Source organism: Bryocella elongata (genome assembly GCF_900108185.1).
Lineage (GTDB): Bacteria > Acidobacteriota > Terriglobia > Terriglobales > Acidobacteriaceae > Granulicella > Granulicella elongata.
Genome location: NZ_FNVA01000011.1, coordinates 1 through 21,316, shown reverse-complemented (window position 1 = coordinate 21,316; position 21,316 = coordinate 1). Strand labels below are relative to the sequence as shown.

Annotated in this window: 11 protein-coding genes; 4 read left to right on the top strand and 7 right to left on the bottom strand. The window is 61.7% G+C overall.

The genetic code is table 11. From position 1 onward, the window contains the following. Nucleotides 1-160: 160 nt before the first annotated feature. Nucleotides 161-1,492, top strand: a complete 1,332-nt coding sequence (gene xylA, locus C4S68_RS22465; RefSeq protein ID WP_103935371.1) for a xylose isomerase — start codon at nt 161-163, stop codon at nt 1,490-1,492. A 146-nt stretch (nt 1,493-1,638) separates the two neighbouring features. Here the strand turns inward: xylA and C4S68_RS22460 are convergent, their stop codons facing one another. The 3 genes from C4S68_RS22460 to C4S68_RS22450 form a co-directional block, all read right to left on the bottom strand. Then, complete coding sequence (locus C4S68_RS22460; protein ID WP_235011802.1) at nt 1,639-4,335, bottom strand: glycoside hydrolase family 3 C-terminal domain-containing protein; 2,697 nt, start codon at nt 4,333-4,335, stop codon at nt 1,639-1,641. A gap of 92 nt (nt 4,336-4,427) precedes the next feature. Continuing rightward, a complete protein-coding gene (locus tag C4S68_RS22455; RefSeq protein WP_103935370.1) occupies nt 4,428-7,814 on the bottom strand; it encodes a TonB-dependent receptor in 3,387 nt (1,128 codons plus the stop codon). Between the two features lie 239 nt (nt 7,815-8,053). Next, nucleotides 8,054-9,313: a hypothetical protein gene (locus C4S68_RS22450; RefSeq protein WP_103935369.1), complete on the bottom strand. Its 1,260-nt coding sequence runs from the start codon at nt 9,311-9,313 to the stop codon at nt 8,054-8,056. A 677-nt stretch (nt 9,314-9,990) separates the two neighbouring features. Between C4S68_RS22450 and argG the strand changes: the two genes are divergently transcribed. Next, nucleotides 9,991-11,331, top strand: coding sequence for an argininosuccinate synthase (gene argG, locus C4S68_RS22445; RefSeq protein ID WP_103935396.1), 1,341 nt, complete (start codon nt 9,991-9,993; stop codon nt 11,329-11,331). 75 nt (nt 11,332-11,406) lie between these two features. On the opposite strand, the gene C4S68_RS22440 is transcribed toward argG, so the two are convergent. Next, entirely contained in the window at nt 11,407-12,807 is a 1,401-nt protein-coding gene (locus tag C4S68_RS22440) for a sensor histidine kinase (protein WP_103935368.1), read from the bottom strand. Between the two features lie 3 nt (nt 12,808-12,810). Continuing rightward, a complete protein-coding gene (locus C4S68_RS23050; RefSeq protein WP_146072281.1) occupies nt 12,811-13,485 on the bottom strand; it encodes a response regulator transcription factor in 675 nt (224 codons plus the stop codon). Nucleotides 13,486-13,645: 160 nt separating this feature from the next. Here C4S68_RS23050 and C4S68_RS22425 point away from each other — a divergent pair, with 160 nt between their 5' ends. Continuing rightward, a complete protein-coding gene (locus C4S68_RS22425) occupies nt 13,646-16,705 on the top strand; it encodes a TonB-dependent receptor (protein ID WP_160115290.1) in 3,060 nt (1,019 codons plus the stop codon). Nucleotides 16,706-16,736: 31 nt separating this feature from the next. Continuing rightward, nucleotides 16,737-18,038: a histidine-type phosphatase gene (locus tag C4S68_RS22420; RefSeq protein WP_103935365.1), complete on the top strand. Its 1,302-nt coding sequence runs from the start codon at nt 16,737-16,739 to the stop codon at nt 18,036-18,038. Here C4S68_RS22420 and C4S68_RS22415 read toward each other — a convergent pair. Both C4S68_RS22415 and C4S68_RS22410 read right to left on the bottom strand, forming a co-directional pair. After that, nucleotides 18,035-19,780: a chloride channel protein gene (locus tag C4S68_RS22415; protein WP_103935364.1), complete on the bottom strand. Its 1,746-nt coding sequence runs from the start codon at nt 19,778-19,780 to the stop codon at nt 18,035-18,037. The genes C4S68_RS22420 and C4S68_RS22415 overlap by 4 nt on opposite strands. Then, entirely contained in the window at nt 19,777-21,000 is a 1,224-nt protein-coding gene (locus C4S68_RS22410) for a tetratricopeptide repeat protein (protein WP_103935363.1), read from the bottom strand. Before C4S68_RS22410 ends, C4S68_RS22415 begins: the two co-directional genes overlap by 4 nt. Nucleotides 21,001-21,316 lie beyond the last annotated feature (316 nt).

The following is a 21,316-nucleotide window of genomic DNA, read 5'->3' as shown; positions in this document are numbered from 1 at the left end:
GTGCCTGATTGGCCGAGGCGCTGCGCTGATCGAGGACACCTGGCAGTACTTGTATCGGGGTGCTCATTGGCGGCGCGGGCCGCTGATGATGACCGCTATCGGGACCGAAGTATAAGTCCGCGCAACAGAGGATCCGCAGTAACACTCAGAGAGAGGAATTATGTCCGAAACGATCTTCAGTTCATTTCCCACCGTCAAGTACGAAGGGCCCAACAGCGAGAGCGAACTTGCGTATCGCTTCTACGATCCGGAGCGGCTGGTATCGGGCAAACCGCTGAAGGAGCATCTGCGCTTTGCCGTGGCGTACTGGCACTCGCTTGCGATGATGGGGGGCGATCCGTTTGGCGGGCAGACGATCTTCCGTCCGTGGATGGCTGCCGGTGATCCGATCGCACAGGCGAAGGTCAAAGCCGATGCCGCCTTCGAGTTGTTTCGGGTGCTGGACCTTCCGTTCTTCTGCTGGCACGATGCGGACATTGCGCCAGCGGGCGATACGCTGGCTGAGACGCTGAAGAACTTCCACGCGATCGTGGACTATCTGGAAGAGAAGATGCAGAGCTACTCCACGAAGCTGCTGTGGGGCACGGCAAACCTCTTCTCCCATCCGAGGTTCATGGCAGGTGCATCGACGAACCCCGATCCCGAGGTGTTTGTCTGGTCAGCCGCGACCGTGAAGAACTGCATGGACGCGACGAAGCGGCTTGGCGGGAGCAACTACGTCCTGTGGGGTGGACGTGAGGGCTACGAGACACTGCTGAACACGGACATGAAGCAAGAGCTCGATCAGATGGGGCGCTTCCTGAGCCTGGTTGTCGACTACAAGCACAAGATCGGATTCGAAGGACAGATTCTGATTGAGCCCAAGCCGAAGGAGCCGACGTCGCATCAGTATGACTTCGATGTCGCGACGGTATTCGGGTTTCTGAAGCGGTTCGACCTGGAGAACGAAGTCCGCGTGAACATTGAGGCGAACCATGCGACGCTCGCGGGCCACACCTTTGAGCATGAGATTGCGACTGCAGGTGGGCTGGGAATCCTTGGGTCGCTGGACATCAATCGTGGAGACGCTTTGCTGGGGTGGGATACGGACCAGTTCCCCAATGATCTCTGGACGATGACGATGAGCATGTATCACGTGATCAAGGCCGGCGGTCTCGGGCAGGGCGGCTGCAACTTTGACGCCAAGGTCCGGCGGCAGAGCTTCACCCCCGAGGACCTGATTCACGCGCACGTTGGTGGAGCGGATCTGTGCGCGCGCGCGTTCCTTACGGCGGCCAGGATCATCGAAGACGGCCGCTACGATGCGATGCTTGCAGAGCGTTACGCAGGATGGCAGACGGAAGAAGGCAAAGCGATCGTTGCCGGAAAGTATTCTCTCGGGGAACTCGAGGAGAGAGCGCTCGCGGGAGGAATCAATCCTCAGCCGCGTTCAGGGCGTCAGGAGACGATTGAGAACTTTCTGATGAGGATGATCTATTCCGACAAGCTGTAAGCATTCCACACAGGCGTTGCGTTTGATCGGACATGATCGCGGCGCTGCTACTGCCTTCCTGCGAGCTCGGTGTGGAGGACACACCGAGCTTTCGCTTTTGGTGTCGTGGAGGTATCGACGAAATCTGCGACCTCTGCTTAGGCCGTTTAGCGTGGAAGATCCAGGTTGCCGGTGATTGAGAATTCAGCGGATAGCGTTTCGCTCGAACCTCCAGGCTGAGAACCACCAACTACCAACCGATACCTTCCCTTGACGATCCTGCGTTGTCCATCCGGGGCGACGACGCTGAGCTGGCGGGGATCGATCCTGAGATGCTGTGCCCGTGTCTCTCGTGCGTCGAGGTGGATCTTCCAAAATCCCACCAGCGATATCGGTGCTGCCGTTGCGGCTTCTTCAGACACAGGCATCAGATATGCTTCGATGACGGCATCGCCTGCCCGGGGGCCTGTATTGCTGACGTTGATATCGAAGGGCAGCGATGCTCCAGCCTGCAAAGACGTATCTGCAGGATGCAGGTCTGCAAAGGTGAAATGCGTGAAGCTGAGTCCATCGCCAAAGCGGTATAGTGGCTGTCCGGTGAAGTAGCGGTAGGTACGCTGCTGCATGGCGTAGCTGCCAAAGGGTGGAAGCTGCGAGGTGGAGGCGTAGAAGGTGACGGGGAGCTTCGCTGACGGGTTGCTGCGGCCCAACAGCGTGTTCGCGATTGCGGCGCCTCCGGCTTCGCCCGGATACCAGGCCTCAAGGATCGCCGAGGCCTGCAGCGCGGCATCGCCGAGTGCGATGGCACCGCCGTTCATGAGGACGAGGATGACGGGCTTTCCCGTAGCTGCGAGTTCGGCCGTTAACTGCTGCTGTGTTGCGGGGAGGTCGATCGACGTGCGGTCGCCACCGCTGAAACCCTCCACGTGGACGGGCATCTCTTCGCCTTCGAGGTTCGGGCTGAGTCCAAGAAAGGCGATGACGACATCACTGGAGCGTGCTGCGGCAACGGCCTGCTTGCGCAGTGCCGTTGCGGGTGGAAGCCACTCGAACGTGAGCCCTGCGCCGAAGTGTGGCGAGTCGTGGACGTATTCGATGCGAAGAGCGTGCGCGCGGGTATCTTTGAATGCCATCGTAAAGCGCGGAGTGGGCGCGTGCCTCCCCTTGGTCGCAGGATGGTCGAAGTTGTAGACGGCCTTTCCATCGAGCCAGACGCGGATGCTCTCTGCATCGAAGCACGTACTGCAGTGCGAGAGCGAAAAGCCAAATTCGAGCGTGCCCGTCGAAGGTGGCGTGATCGTGCCCGTCCAACGCACCGAGAATGCATGTGCATCCATACCTGCCGCCGGGCTGGCTCCGTTCCAATCGAAGTCGATGTTGCGATCGATGCGTGAGAGCGTGGGTTTGCCACTGAAGCTCTTTCCTGCGAAGTACTCAGCGCGAAGTCCTGTCACGCGGCGACCACCCGCGATGCTGGTCAAGAGGGTCTCGGGTACAGGGACAGGGTAGCCTTCGACAAAGCTCGAGCCTTGCGCGTAAGTGATTCGCCCGGGCAGGTCTGCCTGAAGCGCCGCCAATGGCGTCACGGGGTGGGATGGGACTGCGTTGTAGTTTCCTTCCAGCGAGGCCAGCGAGGCCGCGTTGGGGCCGACGACCGCGAGGTGAAGCGCTCGTCCTGACAGCGGAAGCGCGTCACGTACGTTTTTCAACAGCACGATGGAATCTTCGGCGGCCTTCAAGGCCAGGCTCGCATGACCTGACGAGTCGTTGTCAGAGACGGGGATGCGGTTGAAAGGTACAGATGCTGGTGGGTCGAACATTCCAAGGCGGAAGCGGATGAGAAACAGGTCATGCAATGTGGCATTGAGCTGCGCTTCGTTGACCAGGCCGAGCTTCGACGCTTGAGAGAGCGCGGCGTACTCGTTGCCGCAGCTCATGTCCGTGCCGGCTTTGACTGCGGCGGCTGCGGCGTGCGGCATGTCGGCAGAGAAGCGATGACCGACGGCGATGTCGGTGATGGCGTTGCAGTCGGAGACGGTGTAGCCGGTGAAGTGCCAGTCGCGGCGCAGGGTCTGCTGCATGAGCAGGTCACTGGAGCATGCGGGTGAACCGTCGAGGGAGTTGTAGGCGCACATCACTCCGGCGACGCGGGCGTCTACAACGAGAGCTCGAAAGGCCGGCAGATAGGTGTCTTGCAGGTCGTGTGGGGAGACGGTTGCATCGAAGGTATGCCGATCGCTTTCAGGACCGCTGTGAACCGCAAAGTGCTTCGCGGTGGCGGCGGTGCGGAGATAGTGGGGATCATCACCTTGCAGGCCTCGCACATAGGCGGAGCCTAGTCGGCCCGTGAGAAACGGGTCTTCGCCAAAGGTCTCCTGGCCGCGGCCCCAGCGGGGGTCGCGATCGATGTTGATGTTCGGTGACCATAAGGTGAGGCCATAGAAGATGTCGTGGTTGTTCTCGCGGAGTGCCTGGTTGTACTTCGCGCGTGCCTCGATGGAGACGACGTCGCCAATGCGGCGCATGAGGCCGGCGTCCCAGGTGGCAGCGAGTCCGATGGCCTGCGGGAAGACGGTGGCGTAGCCGCTGCGGGCGACGCCGTGCAGCGCTTCGTTCCACCAGTTGTACGCGGCGACGTGAAGCCGAGGGATGGCGGGCGCGTCGTTCTGCATCTGCGCGATCTTCTCGTCGAGGGTCATGCGTGCGACGAGGTCGTTGGCGCGCGTGGTGACGGGGAGACTGGGATCGAGATAGGGCTCAGTGGGCTGTTGTGCGACGGCGGTCAGCGCGAGGCAGGAGAAGGCGGTGAGCAGGCCGCAGCGACGGAGGAGTGCAGGGCCGAGCATCGAGTGCTTGCAGAGCATCGAGTCCTTAGCGACACAAGAGGAGATGAGGCGTGGAGGTGCAGGGACGGAGAGGGGTTGAACGCCTCTCCGCTCCTGCTGATGGGCCGAAGCTAGAAGTCCAGCTTGAGTGACAGCTGACCGATGCGTGGGTCGCCGTTAGTGGAGGTGATGCGGCCGAAGGCGGAGTTGGTCTGAGCGTTCTGAGGATCGCCGAAGTTGGTGTGGTTGAGGACGTTGAAGAACTCGGTGCGGAACTGTAGCTCGGACCGCTCATAGATGTGGAAGGCGCGGATCATGCTTACATCCCAGGAAGCGAACTGCGGTCCGACGAAGCTGCCTTTGACGACGTTGCCGTAGGTCAGCGCGAGGTTGGCGGTGTAGGCGGGATTGACCGAAAAGCTCGCGGGGTTATACCAGGAGCGGCAAGCGGAGGTCGTTCCGTTGCAGGCCGTGGCGCCGTAGGGGTTTTGCCCGTTCCAGACTGCGCGATCTCGGCCCAGGCCGGTGCCATCGACGTTGGATCCGGTGACGGTGAGGGCGTCGCCGGAGCGGAACGCGAAGATGCCGTTGGTCTGCCAGCCGTTCACGGCATAACGCAGGGCAGCGTTGCCGCTCTTGAGTGCGGGCAGAGACCACACGTAAGAGAAGGTCGCTACGTTGCGATGATCGTAATCGGCCGGGCCGGTATCGAGCCGCTTGTAGTTCGGTTCGTAGATGGGCAGCACATAGCTGGAGCCCGGGACGACGGCGGTCACACCCTGCGCTCCCAACGGGTTGTTATCGAGTGCCTTGGACCATGTGTAGTTGAAGAAGGCCGTAAGGGAGGAGGCGATGTGGTCCGTAAGCGAGACCTGTAGCGAGTTGTAGTTGGAGTTGCCTCCGGTGTCCGTCGTGGCCAGCGCGCTGGTGTAGTTCTGCTGCTGGTTGGTGGCGGAGTAGTAGATCCGGTGGCCGATGTTCGAGCCCTGGTTCCAGATGGGATTGATGTCGGTGGGGTTGATCTGGTGGCGGGCCTGGGAGCCGACGTACGCCGCGCGGCCGGAGAGAGTCTTCGTGATCTGCTGCTCGACGGCGAGATTGAACGAATACGTGACGGGGACGCGGAAGGTTGCGGGGTTGAAGGTGGTATAGCTGGCGTTCTGGTAGTTCGTGGTGGTGAAGTAGTTGGCCGGAGGAGGCTGAGGTGCAGGGAAGGGATTTCCTCCCGCGACGCTGGCGTAGGGGTTGGTGAAGATGGCGGGCCTGGATCCAGCCGTGTTCGCGAAGCTGGCGCTGACGGAGGCGACGAAGGGCACGGTGTTGGCGAAGATGTTGTCCTCGACGCCGGGCAGGCGGGTGTCGTAGAACTGACCCCCACCGCCGCGGATGCTGGTGCGGCCGTTGCCGAAGACGTCATAGGCGAAGCCGAAGCGGGGCATCACGTGGGTATAGACGGGGTGCACCATGTCGGTGACGAAGCCGTTGTCGCCGGGGAAGAGAAGACCGGCGAGTGCGGTGGGGTGGCTGGTCGAGATGGTGCCGGAGGCCCAGCCGGAGGGGCTGAACATCCCTTCGCGGCCGAGTGCCTCATGTTCGGGGGAGAAGGGCTCGTAGCGCAGGCCGTAGTTGAGGGTCAGGCGGCGGCTGATCTTCCAGCTGTCCTGGGCATAGTAGCCCTGCTCGTGGTAGCGGTTGGTGAAGTATTGCCCTGATGCCTGAACCAGGGAGGTAAGGCCACCGAGCAGGAAATCGGCCACGGGGCTGGCGTCGGTGACGTTGCTGTTGAAGGTGAACTGGCCGGGCTGCTCGTAGTCGTTGGCAACGTCGACCTTAGCGAGTTCGAGGTGGAATCCGAAGCCGAACGAGTGACGGCCACGCACCCAATGTAGGTCATCGCTTAGGGTGTAGTTGTTACGTCGGAAGGTCGCTGCCGGGTTGTCGCCCACGGTGAAGAAGTTGGTCAGCGCGATCGAGTTGATCTGGCTGAAGGCGGGCTGCCAGACGTTTACACCGAGGGACGCGACGCTGGGTGCGCCGGCGAGCGGACCGCGTTCGGAGTCGTCGATCTGGTAGCTGAGGATGATGTTGTTCAGCAGCGTCGGGCTGAAGGTGTGGGTCTCCGAGATGAGCGCGTTGTGGTACCGGATGGAGGCCTGGTCGGTGTAGGTGAGGAGATCCGTGAGGTCGAGTACGCCCTTCTGGTCGTAACGATCGTAGAAGTAGCGGAGCGTGAGACGGTCCTTGCCGGTGAGCTCATGATCGCCGCGTGCGGTGTACTCGATGTAGTTCTGGCTGCTGGGCTTGAGGAAGTTGACCGTCGGGTTGGCGTTGCTGACGGTGGGAAGGTACTTGAGCAGCGCCAGCGATGCGGAGTTGTAGTCCGAGGGATTGACCTGGCAGGTATAGGTGGTGCCCGTGGGGGTGCAGGGGTAGGGCGCCAGCGTGGTGGGATTCAGGATGGCGGTCGCCGAGCCCAGGCCGGTGAAGGTGCCCGCCAGCTGCGCCGGTGTGGGCAGCGTCGCGGTTCCGCCCGAGGCGAGGTTGCGGTAGCGGGTGGCCTGCGTGCCAAAGGAGAAGAAGGTCTTGTCGGTGCCGTTGTAGAGGTGCGGGATGCGGACGGGACCGTTGAAGGTGCCGCCGAACTGGTTGCGCTTGAGGAAGTCGCGAGTCTTTACGCCGTTGGTGTAGGTGAAGTAGTTCGCGGCGTTGAAGACGCGGTTGCGGACGTACTCGAAGGCATCGCCGTGGTACTTGTTGGAGCCGCCGCGGGTGATGATGTTGACCACGCCGCCCGCGTTCTGGCCGTACTCGGCGTTGTAGTTGGAGGTCTCGACGGAGAACTCCTGGAGGACGTCGGGGAAGGGGAACGGGGCGTTGACGTTGGTGTATTCGTCGACGTTGTTGCCGCCATCGAGCATGTAGTTGACCTGGTTGGCGCGGGTGCCGTTGATGGTGACGGCGGCGACGACGGGGAAGGTCTTGGTGGAGCCCTGATCGATGTTGGTGCTTGGCGAGACGACGACACCGGGAACCAGCGTGGTCATGGTGGCGGCGTTGCGTCCGTTGAGCGGGAGGTCGTTGACGCGCTTTTCGTCGATGACCTGCGAGAGGGTGCCGGTGGTGGTGTCCACCTGGGGCGGCTGGTCGGTGACGGTGACGGTTTCAGTCGTCGCACCGACCTTGAGGGTCGCGTTGACGGTGAGGGCCTGGTCGGCTTCGAGGATGGCGCTCGTCTGGAGGTAGGTGGCAAAGCCCGCGGCGGTGGCGGTGACCGAGTAGGCGGCGGGAGCGACGGACGGGAAGATGTAACCGCCGGAGGCGTCCGTGGTGGCGGTCAGGGTCTCGCCGGTCCCGGTGCGCTCGAGGGTCACGGTGGCGTTAGGGATGGCTGCACCGGAGGCGTCGGAGATAGTGCCGCTGATGCGGCCGAGGCCCTGGCCGTGGGCCGTGGGCGGGAGGACCAGCACCGCTATAAGGAGGATGGCGGTCAAAGCGGCGTGGCGAAGAGTACGGGTCATGCTGGTCTCCTGAGAGTTGGTGCGTTTCCGGTCTGCTGACGTAGGCGGGGTTGCGGCCGGAATCCACCCCCCGGGCTGCCAAAGTTCGCGACCGGCGAACAGGGCTTCCCGAAAGCGAGAGGATTTCTACAGACCGCGAAGACAAGGAGATAGACAGGTACCGTCCTTGACGGTCAGGAATCGGTTTATGCGCTGTGTTTTCAGTGTTTGCGGCGGGACGTCCGATTGAGGACCGGTCGCTATTCCGAAGACACTGCCAGGACGCGGGGTGGGCCTGGAGTGCCGTCGGTCACCGTCGTGGCGAGGACGATCTGTACGTTGCGGTGCGGGTCGCCCAGGTTCGCTGCCTTGGAGACGGACTGCATGAGCGTCGGATCGGTGAGGAACTCACCGGCGGCCTCGGTGCCATAGGTGTAGAGGCCACCCACCACGACGACGACCCGACCCGTATCGGAGTTCCAGATGCGAGAGATGAGGGCGTAGTCCTGAAGGGGTGGGGTACCGGCGGCGCCCTGGCGGTCGGTGGGCTGGTTGGTGCCCCAGGCCCAGGTGCGGGCTTCGGGATGCTGCGAGTCCTTGATGTAGGCGAGATGCCGGTCGGGATCGAGCGCCAGCGAGTAGCGGAGGCGGCGCGTCAGTCGCAGGCTCCACTCATTATTGAAGGCGCCGATGAGGACGACCGGGCTCTCGCGAAGCTCGGAGAAGCTGCTCTTGCGCTCTTCGCGGATGACCACCTGTTTGCCGTGGACCTCGAGCGTGCCGAGGACGCGGGCGATCGTCACGGTGTCGGCGAAGGGCACGACCGCCGAGGAGGCTGAGTGGACCATGGGCAGCGCGGAGGATTGGTCGCTGGATCCGGCAGAGAGCGTCGGGGGGCCGTTGGGAGCATCTCCGACGGCCAGGAGGACGGTTCCGGGCGTGTCCAGCACCGGCTTCCAGAAGAGCTCCTGGGCGGTCCTGGGGTGAAAGCGGGTCCAGGCGGCGGCAGTTGCGGCAAGTACCACGATGGCGACCGCGGTTAGAAGGAGCGCCATGCTCAGCCAGGAGCGGGGCGAGGCGGCGGCGAGCGGTGCAGCTTCCTCACGCGGGACGGCCGGGGGCTGCGAGTGCGAGTGGCCGGCGGCCTGCTCTTCCGTCTCCGGGATCGAGAACTGAGGGACGTAGGAGCCCGGCACGAGGCTCATGACGAGTTCCTGACGGTGCTCGGGCTGGCCGTAATAGATGGCGAGCCGCTTGCGGACCTCGATGGCGGCGGTGCGAACGACGTGGTCGACGTTGGTGTCGTAGGAGGGGTTGCGTCCGAAGACCTCAATGCCGATGGTGCGTTCCTTGATCTGGTCGGCTTCGCCTTCGAGGGTGCGCTCGACGACGTAGCGAAGGAACTGGACGGAGCGTTTGCTGGCGCGGAAGATGCGGTCCTGAACGAGGTTCTCAAGCTGCTGCCGGATGAGCGGCGGAGCGATGGCGGTGCACGGCTCTTCCTGGACGGCGGTAGTCATGGTCAGCGGCGTGGCCGGATTCTAACACCGCGCTTACAGGATCGTCTGTCGGGCAGACAAGTGCGTCGCTGCATGGGCTGATGTCGCAAGACCATAACGCGAATCCTCTTTTCCCAAAGCTGCTATGGGGCGAGTCAATGGAAAAGGAACAGGCTCTGGAGCCTTTCGTAATTGATATGACAGGTTACGTCGGTAATTTCAGATTGCATGTGTGGATCTGTATGCTCCGGAATGGAAAGACGGCATGATGTCTCCTTCTTTGGATGGGCGAACGATCCGATCCAAGGCCCGATAACGTCTTGGATCCGCATATCCGTCGGACGGTGGACGGCTCCTCGTCGCCTTGCTGTATTGATATGACATATGTTTCGAAAATTGTTGACATATCACCGTCCGCTGCCCTAGTTTGAATTTCGTGAGTGAGGTATCCGGCGTGGCCGTTGCTCTCCCAGCCGATGCCGTGCACCTTCGAAGCGTGGCTTCGAACAAACGTGTCTCCCTGTCGCACAACGCCCGCCGTCGCCCTAACCGGCTTCGGTGAGAGGTCTCCCGGCCTCATGGCGTTGTGCGTTTTTTTGCTGCCGGTGTGGTCGGTCTTGTAACAAGGCGCGGGTGGACCAGTCGGTAGAATGGAAGGGATGCCCGGCCAAGGCCGGGAGCACGAGGATTTCTCTTACATGTCCGTGATTCTTGAAGATCTGCCTGTTGGCCAGAAGGTTGGCATTGCGTTTTCCGGCGGGCTCGACACCAGCGCCGCCCTGCACTGGATGAAGACCAAGGGCGCAATGCCGTACGCTTACACCGCGAACCTCGGCCAGCCGGACGAGACCGACTACGAGGCGATTCCGCGCAAGGCGCTGGAGTATGGCGCCGAGTTGGCCCGGCTGATCGACTGCCGCGCGCAACTGGTGCGCGAAGGCATCGCCGCGCTACAGGCAGGCGCGTTCCATATCTCGACCGCAGGCGTGACGTACTTCAACACGACCCCCATTGGCCGTGCCGTCACCGGGACGATGCTCGTCACAGCCATGAAGGAAGACGACGTCAACATCTGGGGCGATGGTTCGACCTTCAAGGGCAACGACATCGAGCGCTTCTATCGCTACGGCCTGCTGGTGAACCCCGCACTGAAGGTCTACAAGCCCTGGCTCGATGCGACCTTCATCGAAGAGCTGGGCGGCCGCAAGGAGATGTCGGAGTTCCTGATCAAGAGCGGCTTCGACTACAAGATGTCAACGGAGAAGGCCTACTCGACTGACTCCAACATCCTGGGCGCGACGCATGAAGCGAAGGACCTCGAGCTGCTGAATTCTTCGATGAAGATCGTGCAGCCGATCATGGGCGTGGCGTTCTGGAAGGATGATGTTGTCGTCAAGGCCGAAGAGGTCACGGTGCGCTTCGTTGAAGGCACACCCGTGGCGCTGAATGGCGTGGAGTATACGGATGCCGTCGAGCTGATGCTGGAAGCGAATCGCATCGGTGGGCGTCATGGCCTGGGCATGAGCGACCAGATCGAGAACCGCATCATCGAGGCCAAGAGCCGCGGTATCTATGAAGCTCCGGGGCTCGCGCTGCTGTTCATCGCTTACGAGCGGCTGATTACGGGTATCCATAACGAGGACACCATCGAGCAGTATCGCGACAACGGTCGCAAGCTGGGCCGGCTGCTGTACCAGGGACGGTGGTTCGATTCGCAGGCGCTGATGCTGCGTGAGGCCGCACAGCACTGGGTCGCGCGGCCGATCACCGGCGAGGTGACGCTGGAGCTGCGCCGTGGCAATGACTACTCCGTGCTGAATACCGATTCGCCGAACCTCACGTTCAAGCCTGAGCGCCTGAGCATGGAGAAGACGGAGTCGAGCTTCTCGCCGAAGGATCGCATCGGTCAGCTGACGATGCGCAACCTGGACATCACCGACACGCGCGAGAAGCTGATGACGTATGCGAAGTCGGGACTGATCTCGTTGAGCAAGGGAACCGAGATGCCTCAGCTGAAGAGCGGCGACAAAGACGAATAGCCACAGCTCCATCGAAATGGAACAGGCCGGCTATGAGCCGGCCTGTTCCGTTTGTGCTTCGAGTCCGAGGGACGCTTATAACGCGGCCGGGGCCGTACTGAAGCAAAGTGTGAACGTCGAACCTTTGCCTTCAAGGCTTTCAACATGGATCTCGGCGCGATGTCGGTCCGCGATCCACTTCGCGATCGAAAGCCCGAGACCTACGCCCTCGACTTCCGCACGAGATGGATCGGCACGATAGAAGCGATCGAAGACCCGAGGGAGATCGGCAGCAGCGATGCCGATGCCGGTGTCGACGACCTGGACGATGGCGTTTTGCTGTTTACGGTGCATGGTTACGCGCACGTCACCAGCCGTCGGCGTGTACTTGATCGCGTTGTCGACGAGGATCCAGAGCATGCGGCGTAGACTTGGCGCGTGGCCGAGCACGACCGTGGGCTCGCGCGGCGTGTCGACGAACTGCACCGCCACGCCACGCTCTGCAGCCAGCTTACGGCCCATCGTGCAGACCTCTTCGACAAGCAGGTTGAGGTCTACCGGCTCAAGCGAAATATCCAGCGGCTCGGCGTCGGCACGAGCAAGCTCGAGCAACTCTTCCAGGAGATTCGCGGCTCGAGTGGACTCTTCCGCGATCTCCAGAAACGAGGCGCGGCTGGTTGCGTCTACCTCGGGACTTCGTAATGCCACCTCGGCGATGAGTCGCGTGAGCGACAAGGGGCCGCGTAACTCGTGCGAAGCATCTGCGGTGAACTGCTTCAGGCGGCGCACAGCGTGTTCGAGGCGCTCGAGCATGTCGTTGCAGGTCTCGGTGAGGCGTTGAAGCTCATCGCTCGAACTCGTGACAGGCAGACGTTCGGAAAGATTGCGGATGCCAATGGAGCGCGCGGTTGCGGTGATGCGATCGACGGGACTCAGCGCGCGGCGGCTGATCCAGTAGCCACCAGCCATAGCGACGATCAGCAGCAACGGCGCAGAGGTGACAAGACCATTCCAGAAGCGATCAAGCAAGAGCCGGTTCCCAGACTCCGGGGCAGCCGCAACGAGAACCACATCCGTCGCACCAATGCGATACGGTCGAGACATCAGCCAATAGGGCTGGCCGTTCGCAGTTACGTGCACGAACTTCTCATCGCTGGTCTGTTCAACATGAGGCCACGGAAAGCTCTTCGCAGCAGATGATGGCGAGGGCCAGTAAAGCTCGCCGTTGGTCTTGAAGACCTCCATAAGTCCGTTGCCAGTAGCCGACGCGAAGTCATGGAAGTCACTGTAGCGATCTTCGGGACTTTGCATTGCGTCACGATGCAGCAACTCCTGGAGCCGGTCGAGCCTTCGGTCGAGCGTCTGTCGCCGCTCGCCGGTGAGTGTGTGCTTCAGCGTGAACCACATTGCGGCGCCGAAGAGAAACCAGCCAGCAAGCAGAATGATGCCAAACCAGATTGTGAGTCGAAGCGAGATGGATAGCGGACGGCGCGGCATGGTCTAGGACTCGGCGCGAAGACAGTAACCCACGCCCCGGACGGTATGCAGTAACTCCGGCTCTCCGCCGTGGGTGATCTTGCTTCGCAGCGCGCGGATGAAGACATACAGGCTATCGAAGCTGACGTTGGCGTCCATGCCCCAGGCCTGCTCCAGCAGGACGCTGTGCGGCACGATGCCCGGCGAGCGGCGCATCAATGTTTCGAGCAGGGCGCATTCGGTACGCGTGAGTACCAGGGTGCGGTCGCCACGCTGCATCTCGAAGCTCTCGAGCCGAAGCTCGAGGTCGGACAATCGCAACGTCACGGCTGGAGCCTGCGGGATCCGGCGCTGAGCCGCGCGAACCTTGGCGAGCAGGACGTCGAGGGCGAAGGGCTTGGTCAGGTAGTCGTCTGCACCGGCGTCAAGGCCTTCGACGATGTCCTGCATGGAGTCGCGGGCTGAGACGAGGATCGTTTGTGTCGGAAGACGGCCATTCCGGATACGGCGAATCACCTCGAAGCCGTCCAGCCGTGGCAGCATCACGTCGAGCAGGATGAGGTCGAAGCCGGCAGTGCTGCCCAATCGCAATGCCTCGCTGCCATCCGGTGCGAGCGTCACGGTGTGGCCTTCAATCTCAAGCGCACGACCGATGTGCAGCGCAAAGCTGCGCTTGTCTTCGGCGATAAGAATGCGCATGAGAACGACCGTACTTGCGCATTGTCAATATTCCGTGAAACAGGCTCTTCTGCGAAGACTCATCAGATTCGCCTTAGATTGGTTTGCCAGACTGCACACAGCGATCCGGCTGAGTCCTGCAATCCCAGCAAGCGACGTTCGGCCGCGCGAAGGAGTCTTCATGTCTGCACGTTCGGCACGCCTAGCGATATCGATTCTGCGTCTCCCCAACTTACTCTTGTCCCTGCTGCTGTTTCTCGCCGGTCTTGCCACTGCAGACGCTCAGTCTTTGCTCAAAGGAACCCTGGAAGGGGTGGTGCAGGACGCCGGAGGAGCTGCGGTGCCCGGAGCGCAGGTGGTCTTGTCGCCTCTGAACATCAAGACGGTATCGGACGGTCAGGGTGACTTCCGTGTGGCAGAAATTCCTGCGGGCAAGTACACGGTAACCGTGTCGTACGTTGGCTTCTCGCCAGTGACGCAGGACATCGACGTGACGGCTGGACAGCCCACGCATGCGACGCTGCAGCTCAAGGTAGCAAATGCCAGCGAACAGATTCTCGTCGAGGCTTCGCGTCCTCATGGAGAGGCTGAGTCGATCAATGAGACTCGCACCGCTGATAACCTGCTTGCCGTGATGCCGTCGGAGGTGATTCGCAGCTTGCCGAACGCAAACGTGGCGGACGCAACGGGCCGTTTCCCGGGCGTGACGCTCTACCGCATCGAAGGCGAGGGCGTGTACATCCAGGTGCGGGGAACGGAGCCTCGCCTGACGAACGTGACGGTGGATGGCATCACGATCCCTGCACCCGAACCCACTGTTCGCCAGGTGCGTCTCGACGTGATCCCTTCGGACATGGTGGACGCGATCCAGATGAACAAGACGCTGCTTGCCAACATGGATGGCAACGGCATTGGCGCCTCGGTGAACCTGCGCACGAAGGAAGCGGGCGAGCGCCCCACGCTGGACCTCTATGGAGATGGTGGCTACACGCCGATCATGAATGGCCGCGGCCAATATGACTTTGGTGGCACGGTGGGCAAACGATTCGGGGCCAGCAAGCGTCTCGGCGTGCTCTTCAACTCGGTGTATGACTACAACGGACGCGGCATCGATAACATCCAGCCAAAGCTCGATCCTCTGTCGACCAACGCGACTCCGTTCTATGACAATGACACGATTCGCGAGTACCGCTACTACCGCACCCGCTATGGATTCGATGGCAGCGTTGACTACCGTTTGAGCGCCGCCAGCAGCGTCTACGCTCGCGGCTTCTTCTCCGACCTCCAGGATTATGGAGACAAGTGGTACTACTCGCCGGTATCGAAGGCGTTGGCGTGTTCTTCGACGGCGGCGGGAGCTTGCGGGGTCGGTGGCGCTGGAACGATTACGGCACCGAGTGGTACGGCAGCGTCCTCTGCGCCGAAGTTCTATACATCGAACAAGCGTCCTAACGCTGCTGTGGGGACCCTCATCGCCGGCGGACGGTCGGTGTTCTCGAACTCGCTGCTTACGTACCAGGTGTCTGCATCGCGCGCTTACGAGCAAGACTCGGCGGGCAATCCCAAGGCTGATTTCTCATGGGTTGGACCGACGCAGTACTGCAACTACGTGCCGTCACAGCAGGTCGACAAGCTCCATCCGCACTTTGGCAACTGCGACAACACGGCCTCCTCGCCGCTGTTGAGTGCATCGAACTGGCAGTTCACCGACATCACGACATCGACGGGCATCAATACGCAGCTGAACCTGACGGCGCAGGCGTCCTACGCGAAGTCGTATCGCTGGTGGGAGCACTCGGGCACGTGGGAGATGGGATTCAAGTTCGCCAACGATCATCAGACGCAGGACGCGACTGAGAATGTCTATGACGGCTTCAGCAATGCTCCTCTGATGACGTCGCTGCTCGACAGCTTCACCAACACGGACTACTACAACGGAACCTACTTCGGCGGCCACTACGGCCAGGTCTCGAACTTCTCCGCGGCACAGGCTTATACGCTGGCGAACTTCAAGGGGAATCTTGACGGGCAGAAGACGGCGCTGGATACCTACCCGAACCTCTTCCACACGGTGGAGCAGATCACCGCCGGCTACCTGATGAATGCGATCGACTTCGGCAAGCTGCACATCAACACCGGTGTGCGTATCGAAGCCACGCGCGATATGACCTTCGGTTACGTGGTGAACTTCTATGGCAAGAGCGGCACTGCTGCCACGGCCTGCTCCAGCAACCCGAACCCTCCCAACCCTGTGCCTACGACGACTGGCTGCTACACGTTCTCAGGCGTACAGAACAACCCGGGCTACGTGGATGTGCTGCCCAGTGTGCAGTTCCGGTATGGGCTGAACAACGACTCGTCGCTGCGCGCGGTGTACTCGCGTGGCGTGGCGCGGCCCGACCCGTACCAGCTGGTGCCGTACATCACGGAAGACTCGACGGCGAGCCCGGTGTCGGTGCTGATCGGTAACCCCAACCTGCGTCCCGAGCATGCGAACAACTACGACCTGCTCTACGAGTACTACCTGCACCCGCTTGGCCTTGTTCAGGCTGGCTTCTTCTTCAAGCAGCTCACGGCGCCGCAGGTGCAGGTTACGCTGCCCGGTGGTCTGAACGTGGCCAACTTCCCGGCAGGGTACTTCCCGACGACGGTCCAGCAAGCCCTCGCACAGTATCCGGGCGACGCGATCACGCAGTACACCAATGGGCAGAACGCTTACATCTATGGCTTCGAGTTGAACTTCCAGCAACACTTCAGCTATCTGCCTGGTGTCCTTCGTGGCCTTGGTGTGCAGGCCAATTACAGCTACACGGCTTCGCAGGAGAAGGGGCTGCCGCTTCGCAGCGACCATCCGACGACGATCGACCAGTCTCCCAACACGTGGAAGGTGAGCCCGACGTTTGATACGAAGCGCTTTTCCGCCCGCGTCGGACTTGCATATGACCAGGCGAGCCTGTTCTCGTACAACTACACCTCGCCGACGTATGTGGCCGGCAGCGATCCGAGTGGTCTTGGGCCGAGCGGACCTTCAGGCGACGTGTGGACGCTGACTCACTTCCAGGTGGACGCGCAGGCAAGCTATCGCTTCTGGAAGGGCTTCCGCGCCGTGGTGTCGGGCCTTAACCTGAACAACGAGGTCTTTGGCTACTACACCGGGAACACAAACTTCGTGAATCAGCGCGAGTACTACAAGCCGACTTACAGCGGCGGTATCCGTTACTCGTTCTCCTCGGCACGATAGCCTTCCCCTGCAAACGAGGAGAGTACTTCCGATGCGTCACTTGTTTCACTTCTTCTGCGCCGCCCTGCTCTTTCCCTTTGGGAGCATGGCGGCGCAGTCTCCTGCTCCGGCGGCCGATGCCAGCCATGCTGACCAGGAACAGCTGGTATACACCGTGATGGTAGAGCGACATGGTGTGCGAAGCCCAACGGGTAAGTCATCGCAGTACGATCGCTTTGCTGCTTCGCCATGGCCCACGTGGGACGTACAGCCCGGGTATCTCACGGCGCATGGCTACGAGCTCATGAAGCTCTTCGGTGCGTACGATCGCGAGCACCTGGCTTCGCAGGGGCTGCTGCAGCCGCACGGTTGCGACGACTCCGCACATGTGACGGTCCATGCTGACTCGGACCAACGAACCCGCGAGACGGCGAAGGCGCTGGTTGAGGGGATGTTTCCTGGCTGCAATCTTCAGGTGAAGGCACTGGAAGAAGGCACCAACGATCCACTGTTTCATCTGCCAGGGGCGGCGATCACTCCGGAGCAGGCTGCGCTAGGCGCAGCTGCGGTTCTGGGGCGCATCGGCAACGATCCGGGGGCCGTAGCGACGGCGTATCACGCGGAGCTTGCAGCGCTGGATCGCGTGCTCTCGGGCTGCGGAGCTTCCAACGCCGAGGGGAAGCGCACCTCGATCTTCGAGGTCCCGGCTGCAGTCAGCGCGGGCAATGGGGATCACATCGCTGACGTTCGTGGCCCATTGAACACGGCCAGCACACTGAGCGAGATCCTTTTGCTCGAGTACACCGAGGGCAGGCCCTCGAAGGATGTGGGGTGGGGCTGTGTGGATGGAGCGAAGCTGCGCGAGCTCATCGGTCTGCATACCGCCGCTTCGGACATCGCATTGAAGACGGAGGCGGTCGCGGTTCCGCAGTCGGCAGCGTTGCTGAGGAGCGTAGCTCTTTCGCTCAGGCAGGCAGCCGATGGCCGGGGTGTTCGAGGGGCAGAGGGCCGGCCCAGCGATAAGTTGCTGCTGCTGGTCGGGCACGATACGAACCTCACCAACATTGCCGGAGCGTTGCATCTGAACTGGCTGCTGGATGGCCGTCGTGATGACACGCCTCCAGGATCGGCGCTGGTCTTTGAGCTTCGGCGGAAGAAGGGAAGCTCGCAGCTTAGCGTGCGGACTTACTTCACCGCGCAGACGCTGGAGCAGATGCGCGAAGCGTCCGCTCTGAGTGAAACGAAGCCGCCAGCGCGAGTCCCGGTATTCGTTCCCGGTTGCAGTCGTACGGATGGATCGTGTGACGCGAATGCCATGTCGCAACTCCTGCTGCACGTGGCGGAGTCACGCTAGGCGTGGTCGGTGCCTGCCCCCTGGTAGCGGTGCAGAACCTCCTCCAGCGAGAGCACGCCTTCAAGCGTGCCGAGCTGCGCGCGGTTGGCGACGGGAAGTATCGGCCAGCGCTGGAAGTAGTGAAGGATGTTGGAGAGTAGTTGATCCGGAAAGATGTGCGGCGTGCGTTCCTTGCTCAGCAGGGACTCTATGGTCTGGTGCGCCACCTCATCGGTTGGATTGTCGCCGATTCTGGCAACGATCTCTTCGAGCTCCGCTCGTGAGGCAGCGTACCAGTCACCGTGCGCGCAACGGATCAACACCGCTGGATAGCTCGCTGCCTCCGGCGCCGCTTGCATGGCGTTGCGAACATCCAGTACGGTGCGGGTTCCCTCGACGATGGGGAACTTGGACGGTGTCAGGATGTCTTCGAGGCGCAGCTGACTTTCTTCGCGCTCTTCTTCCATGGACGGGAGGTAGAGCCCGTCCTGGTGGGTGAAGAGTTCGAAGATTGGCACGGGCTGCAGGATCCGCGAAATGAGGTAAGCGGTCGTGTTCGCGAGGATCACCGGCAGAATGATGGAGTAGTTGCCGCTGACCTCCAGCACCATGAAGACCGAGGTGAGTGGAGCGCGCAGGAATGCAGCGAAGAGCACTCCCATCCCGACCAGTGCATAGGATCCAATCGATCCTGTGAGGTGCGGGAAGAACATCTTTTCAAAAGAACCGACGCCTGCTCCCAGCATGGCCCCGATGAACAGAGTCGGCGCGAACATGCCGCCGGGAGTTCCGCTGGAGAACGACAACGTGGTCGCGATGATCTTGAAGAGAGCCAACAGCAGCAGCATGCGGAGTGCGAACTGCCCATGCATCGCCTGATCCATCGCGCCATAGCCGGCTCCCATCACCTGCGGCAGGCCAAAGTAGCCGATGGAGCCTACGAGCAGCCCTGCGATCGCGGGCTGGAAGAGCTGAGACGTCGTCGACTGGCGGCGGAGGAGTGGTCGAAGCCAGCCGAGCGACTTCGCGAAGACCAGCGAAGCCACACCGCCGATGATGCCAAGTACCCAGTAGGCGAGCAGCTCGCGCGGATCACGCAACGTGATGGATGGGACGCGGAACATGGGCTGGGCGCCCCAGAACCAGCGGGCCACCACGACACTGGCTACGGCGGCGAGCACTGTCGAGCCCAGAACACCGGCGGTCCAGTTCCCGATGACCTCTTCGATGACGAAGAGGATGGCGGAGATGGGCGCGTTAAATGCAGCCGCGAGTCCGGCCGCTGCGCCGATGGGAGCGAGAAGACGCAGACGCTCGCGCGAGAGCTTCACACGTCGGCCAATCATGGAAGCAACGCCGGCGCCGATCTGCAGCGAAGGGTCTTCCGGTCCCAGCGACTGTCCGCTTCCTATCGCAAGTGCGGAGAGGAAGAACTTGCCGATGACGGTGCGAACCGAGATGTGGCCATTGTGGATGTAGAACGCGGCCTTGGTCTGATTGATGCCGCTGCCGCGGACCGCGGGAAAGACATAGCGGGTGAGGACGGCGATGACGAGTCCTGCGATGGCAGGAACGATGATCAGCCGGGTATCGTGCGGCAGGCGACGGGCGCCGAGCAGCAGAAGGTTAGACCACTCAATGGCCATACGGAACGAGACCACGAGGAGACCTGAGATGATGCCGATGAAGATCGAGAGCAGCAGGAACAGCTGCTCCTCGCGTGCGGCAAGCTTTCCAAGAGGAGAGGTGGACGAGGTCTTCATTCCGGTTTCTCCCGTGGCGTAAGCGTCTGACTGTCAGCCAGCAGAAGCAGAAGCGCGTCATCGCCCGAGGGCGTTCCGCAGACGTTTGCGGTTTGGATTTCGGTGTCAAAGATGAGCTGCGTCATTTGATCCTGGCTTGCCTCATCGGCAAGCGCTTCATGGAGACCGGAAGCTGCCGCGAGCTTCCAGCGAGCCGTGAGCGCGTCGAGTGCCTGGGACCCCGGCGTGACGGCGGGCGCAGCCGGGGTGGACGTATGAGTGATGCAGGTTGCAAGGCGGCTCTTCGCGATGGCCATCGCCAGTCGCAGATGGGCCGTTCGTTCCTCGTCGGGCAGGTCGCGGCTCAGGGAGAGCTCCTCCAGCCGCGCTGCGTTGTCGCTCATCATGGCGAGTTCGTGGATCTCGGGCTTTTCGGTCTTGTTCTTCTTCAGTGCGAGCTGCAGCAAGTGCCGTGCCTCTTCGTATTGGTGCATCTCGTACGCCTGTTGACCGGCCTTCGATAGAGCCTCAAAGTTTGCCGGTTCCAGATGCACTGCCTTCTGGTAGCTGCCGAGTGCGTCTTCGGGATCGTCGGCTCGATGGAACTCATCACCGAGCCGGATAAAGATCGCGGCAGACTCCGGCGCGCTTCCGGTGGCCGCCAGAAGCTCTGCTCGAGCGGGCCCGAGACGTCCAAGCGAGATCAGGTAATCGGAGAACTCCAACTGGACCTGCAGGCGCTTGCCTACGCCGTCGCCATCCCATATGCCGAGCGTCGCAGCGCGGTAGGCATCGATGGCACGTTCTGTAGCGTTGGTCTGTCGATAAAGGCGTGCGAGCTGGAAGTTGATGAAGCCATCAGCAGGATCGACCTCACGCAGCCCTGCGAAGTAGTTCATGGCCTCCTGGGTATGGTGGCCCTCGGCGAGCGCCTCGGCGAGAAGCAGGTGGCTGGTGCGGTCCTCAGGGCCGTATTCGAGGGCCGTCCGCAGGTCCTCAATCGCGGTCTCCGGTTGATGCTGGTCCAGCGCCTGGCGCCCCTGTTCCACGAACTCCTTCGCAAGCTCCGCACGGCGGGTAGAGAAGGAGCCGAAGAGCAGTGACGTTCCGGCGAAGAGAAGCCCAGCGGAGACACAGAGCACCAGGAAGGTCAGGCCATCGCGTAGCAGCAGACTCTTGACTGCGGGCACGATCTCGGCCGTGCCAACGGGGCGTGCTGCGGGTGAAGTTTCCGAATTCACGTTGAACCTTTGTACCTCGCAGAGACCGTTCGACCGGCGCCGACCGAGCCCCAGCCGAACGTGGCTGGCAGCAGTGCACTCCCACTTTGCCGCTTTCTTTCAAGGACGCAAGGAGGAGGAGATCGGATGTCGCGGTTGTCGTATCGCGATACGACTAAGTCTCTTTACTGATTCTACTCGGTTTGCGCCAACTTCTGTCGCATTGACACACAATCTCGCGCCTAGGGTGTATCGACATATTCACTTTTGCAAGTTGTTTTGATTTGTTGCGATGAGTGGATGGGAGTTTTGCGTTACGAGTTGAGCGAGTCTCAGT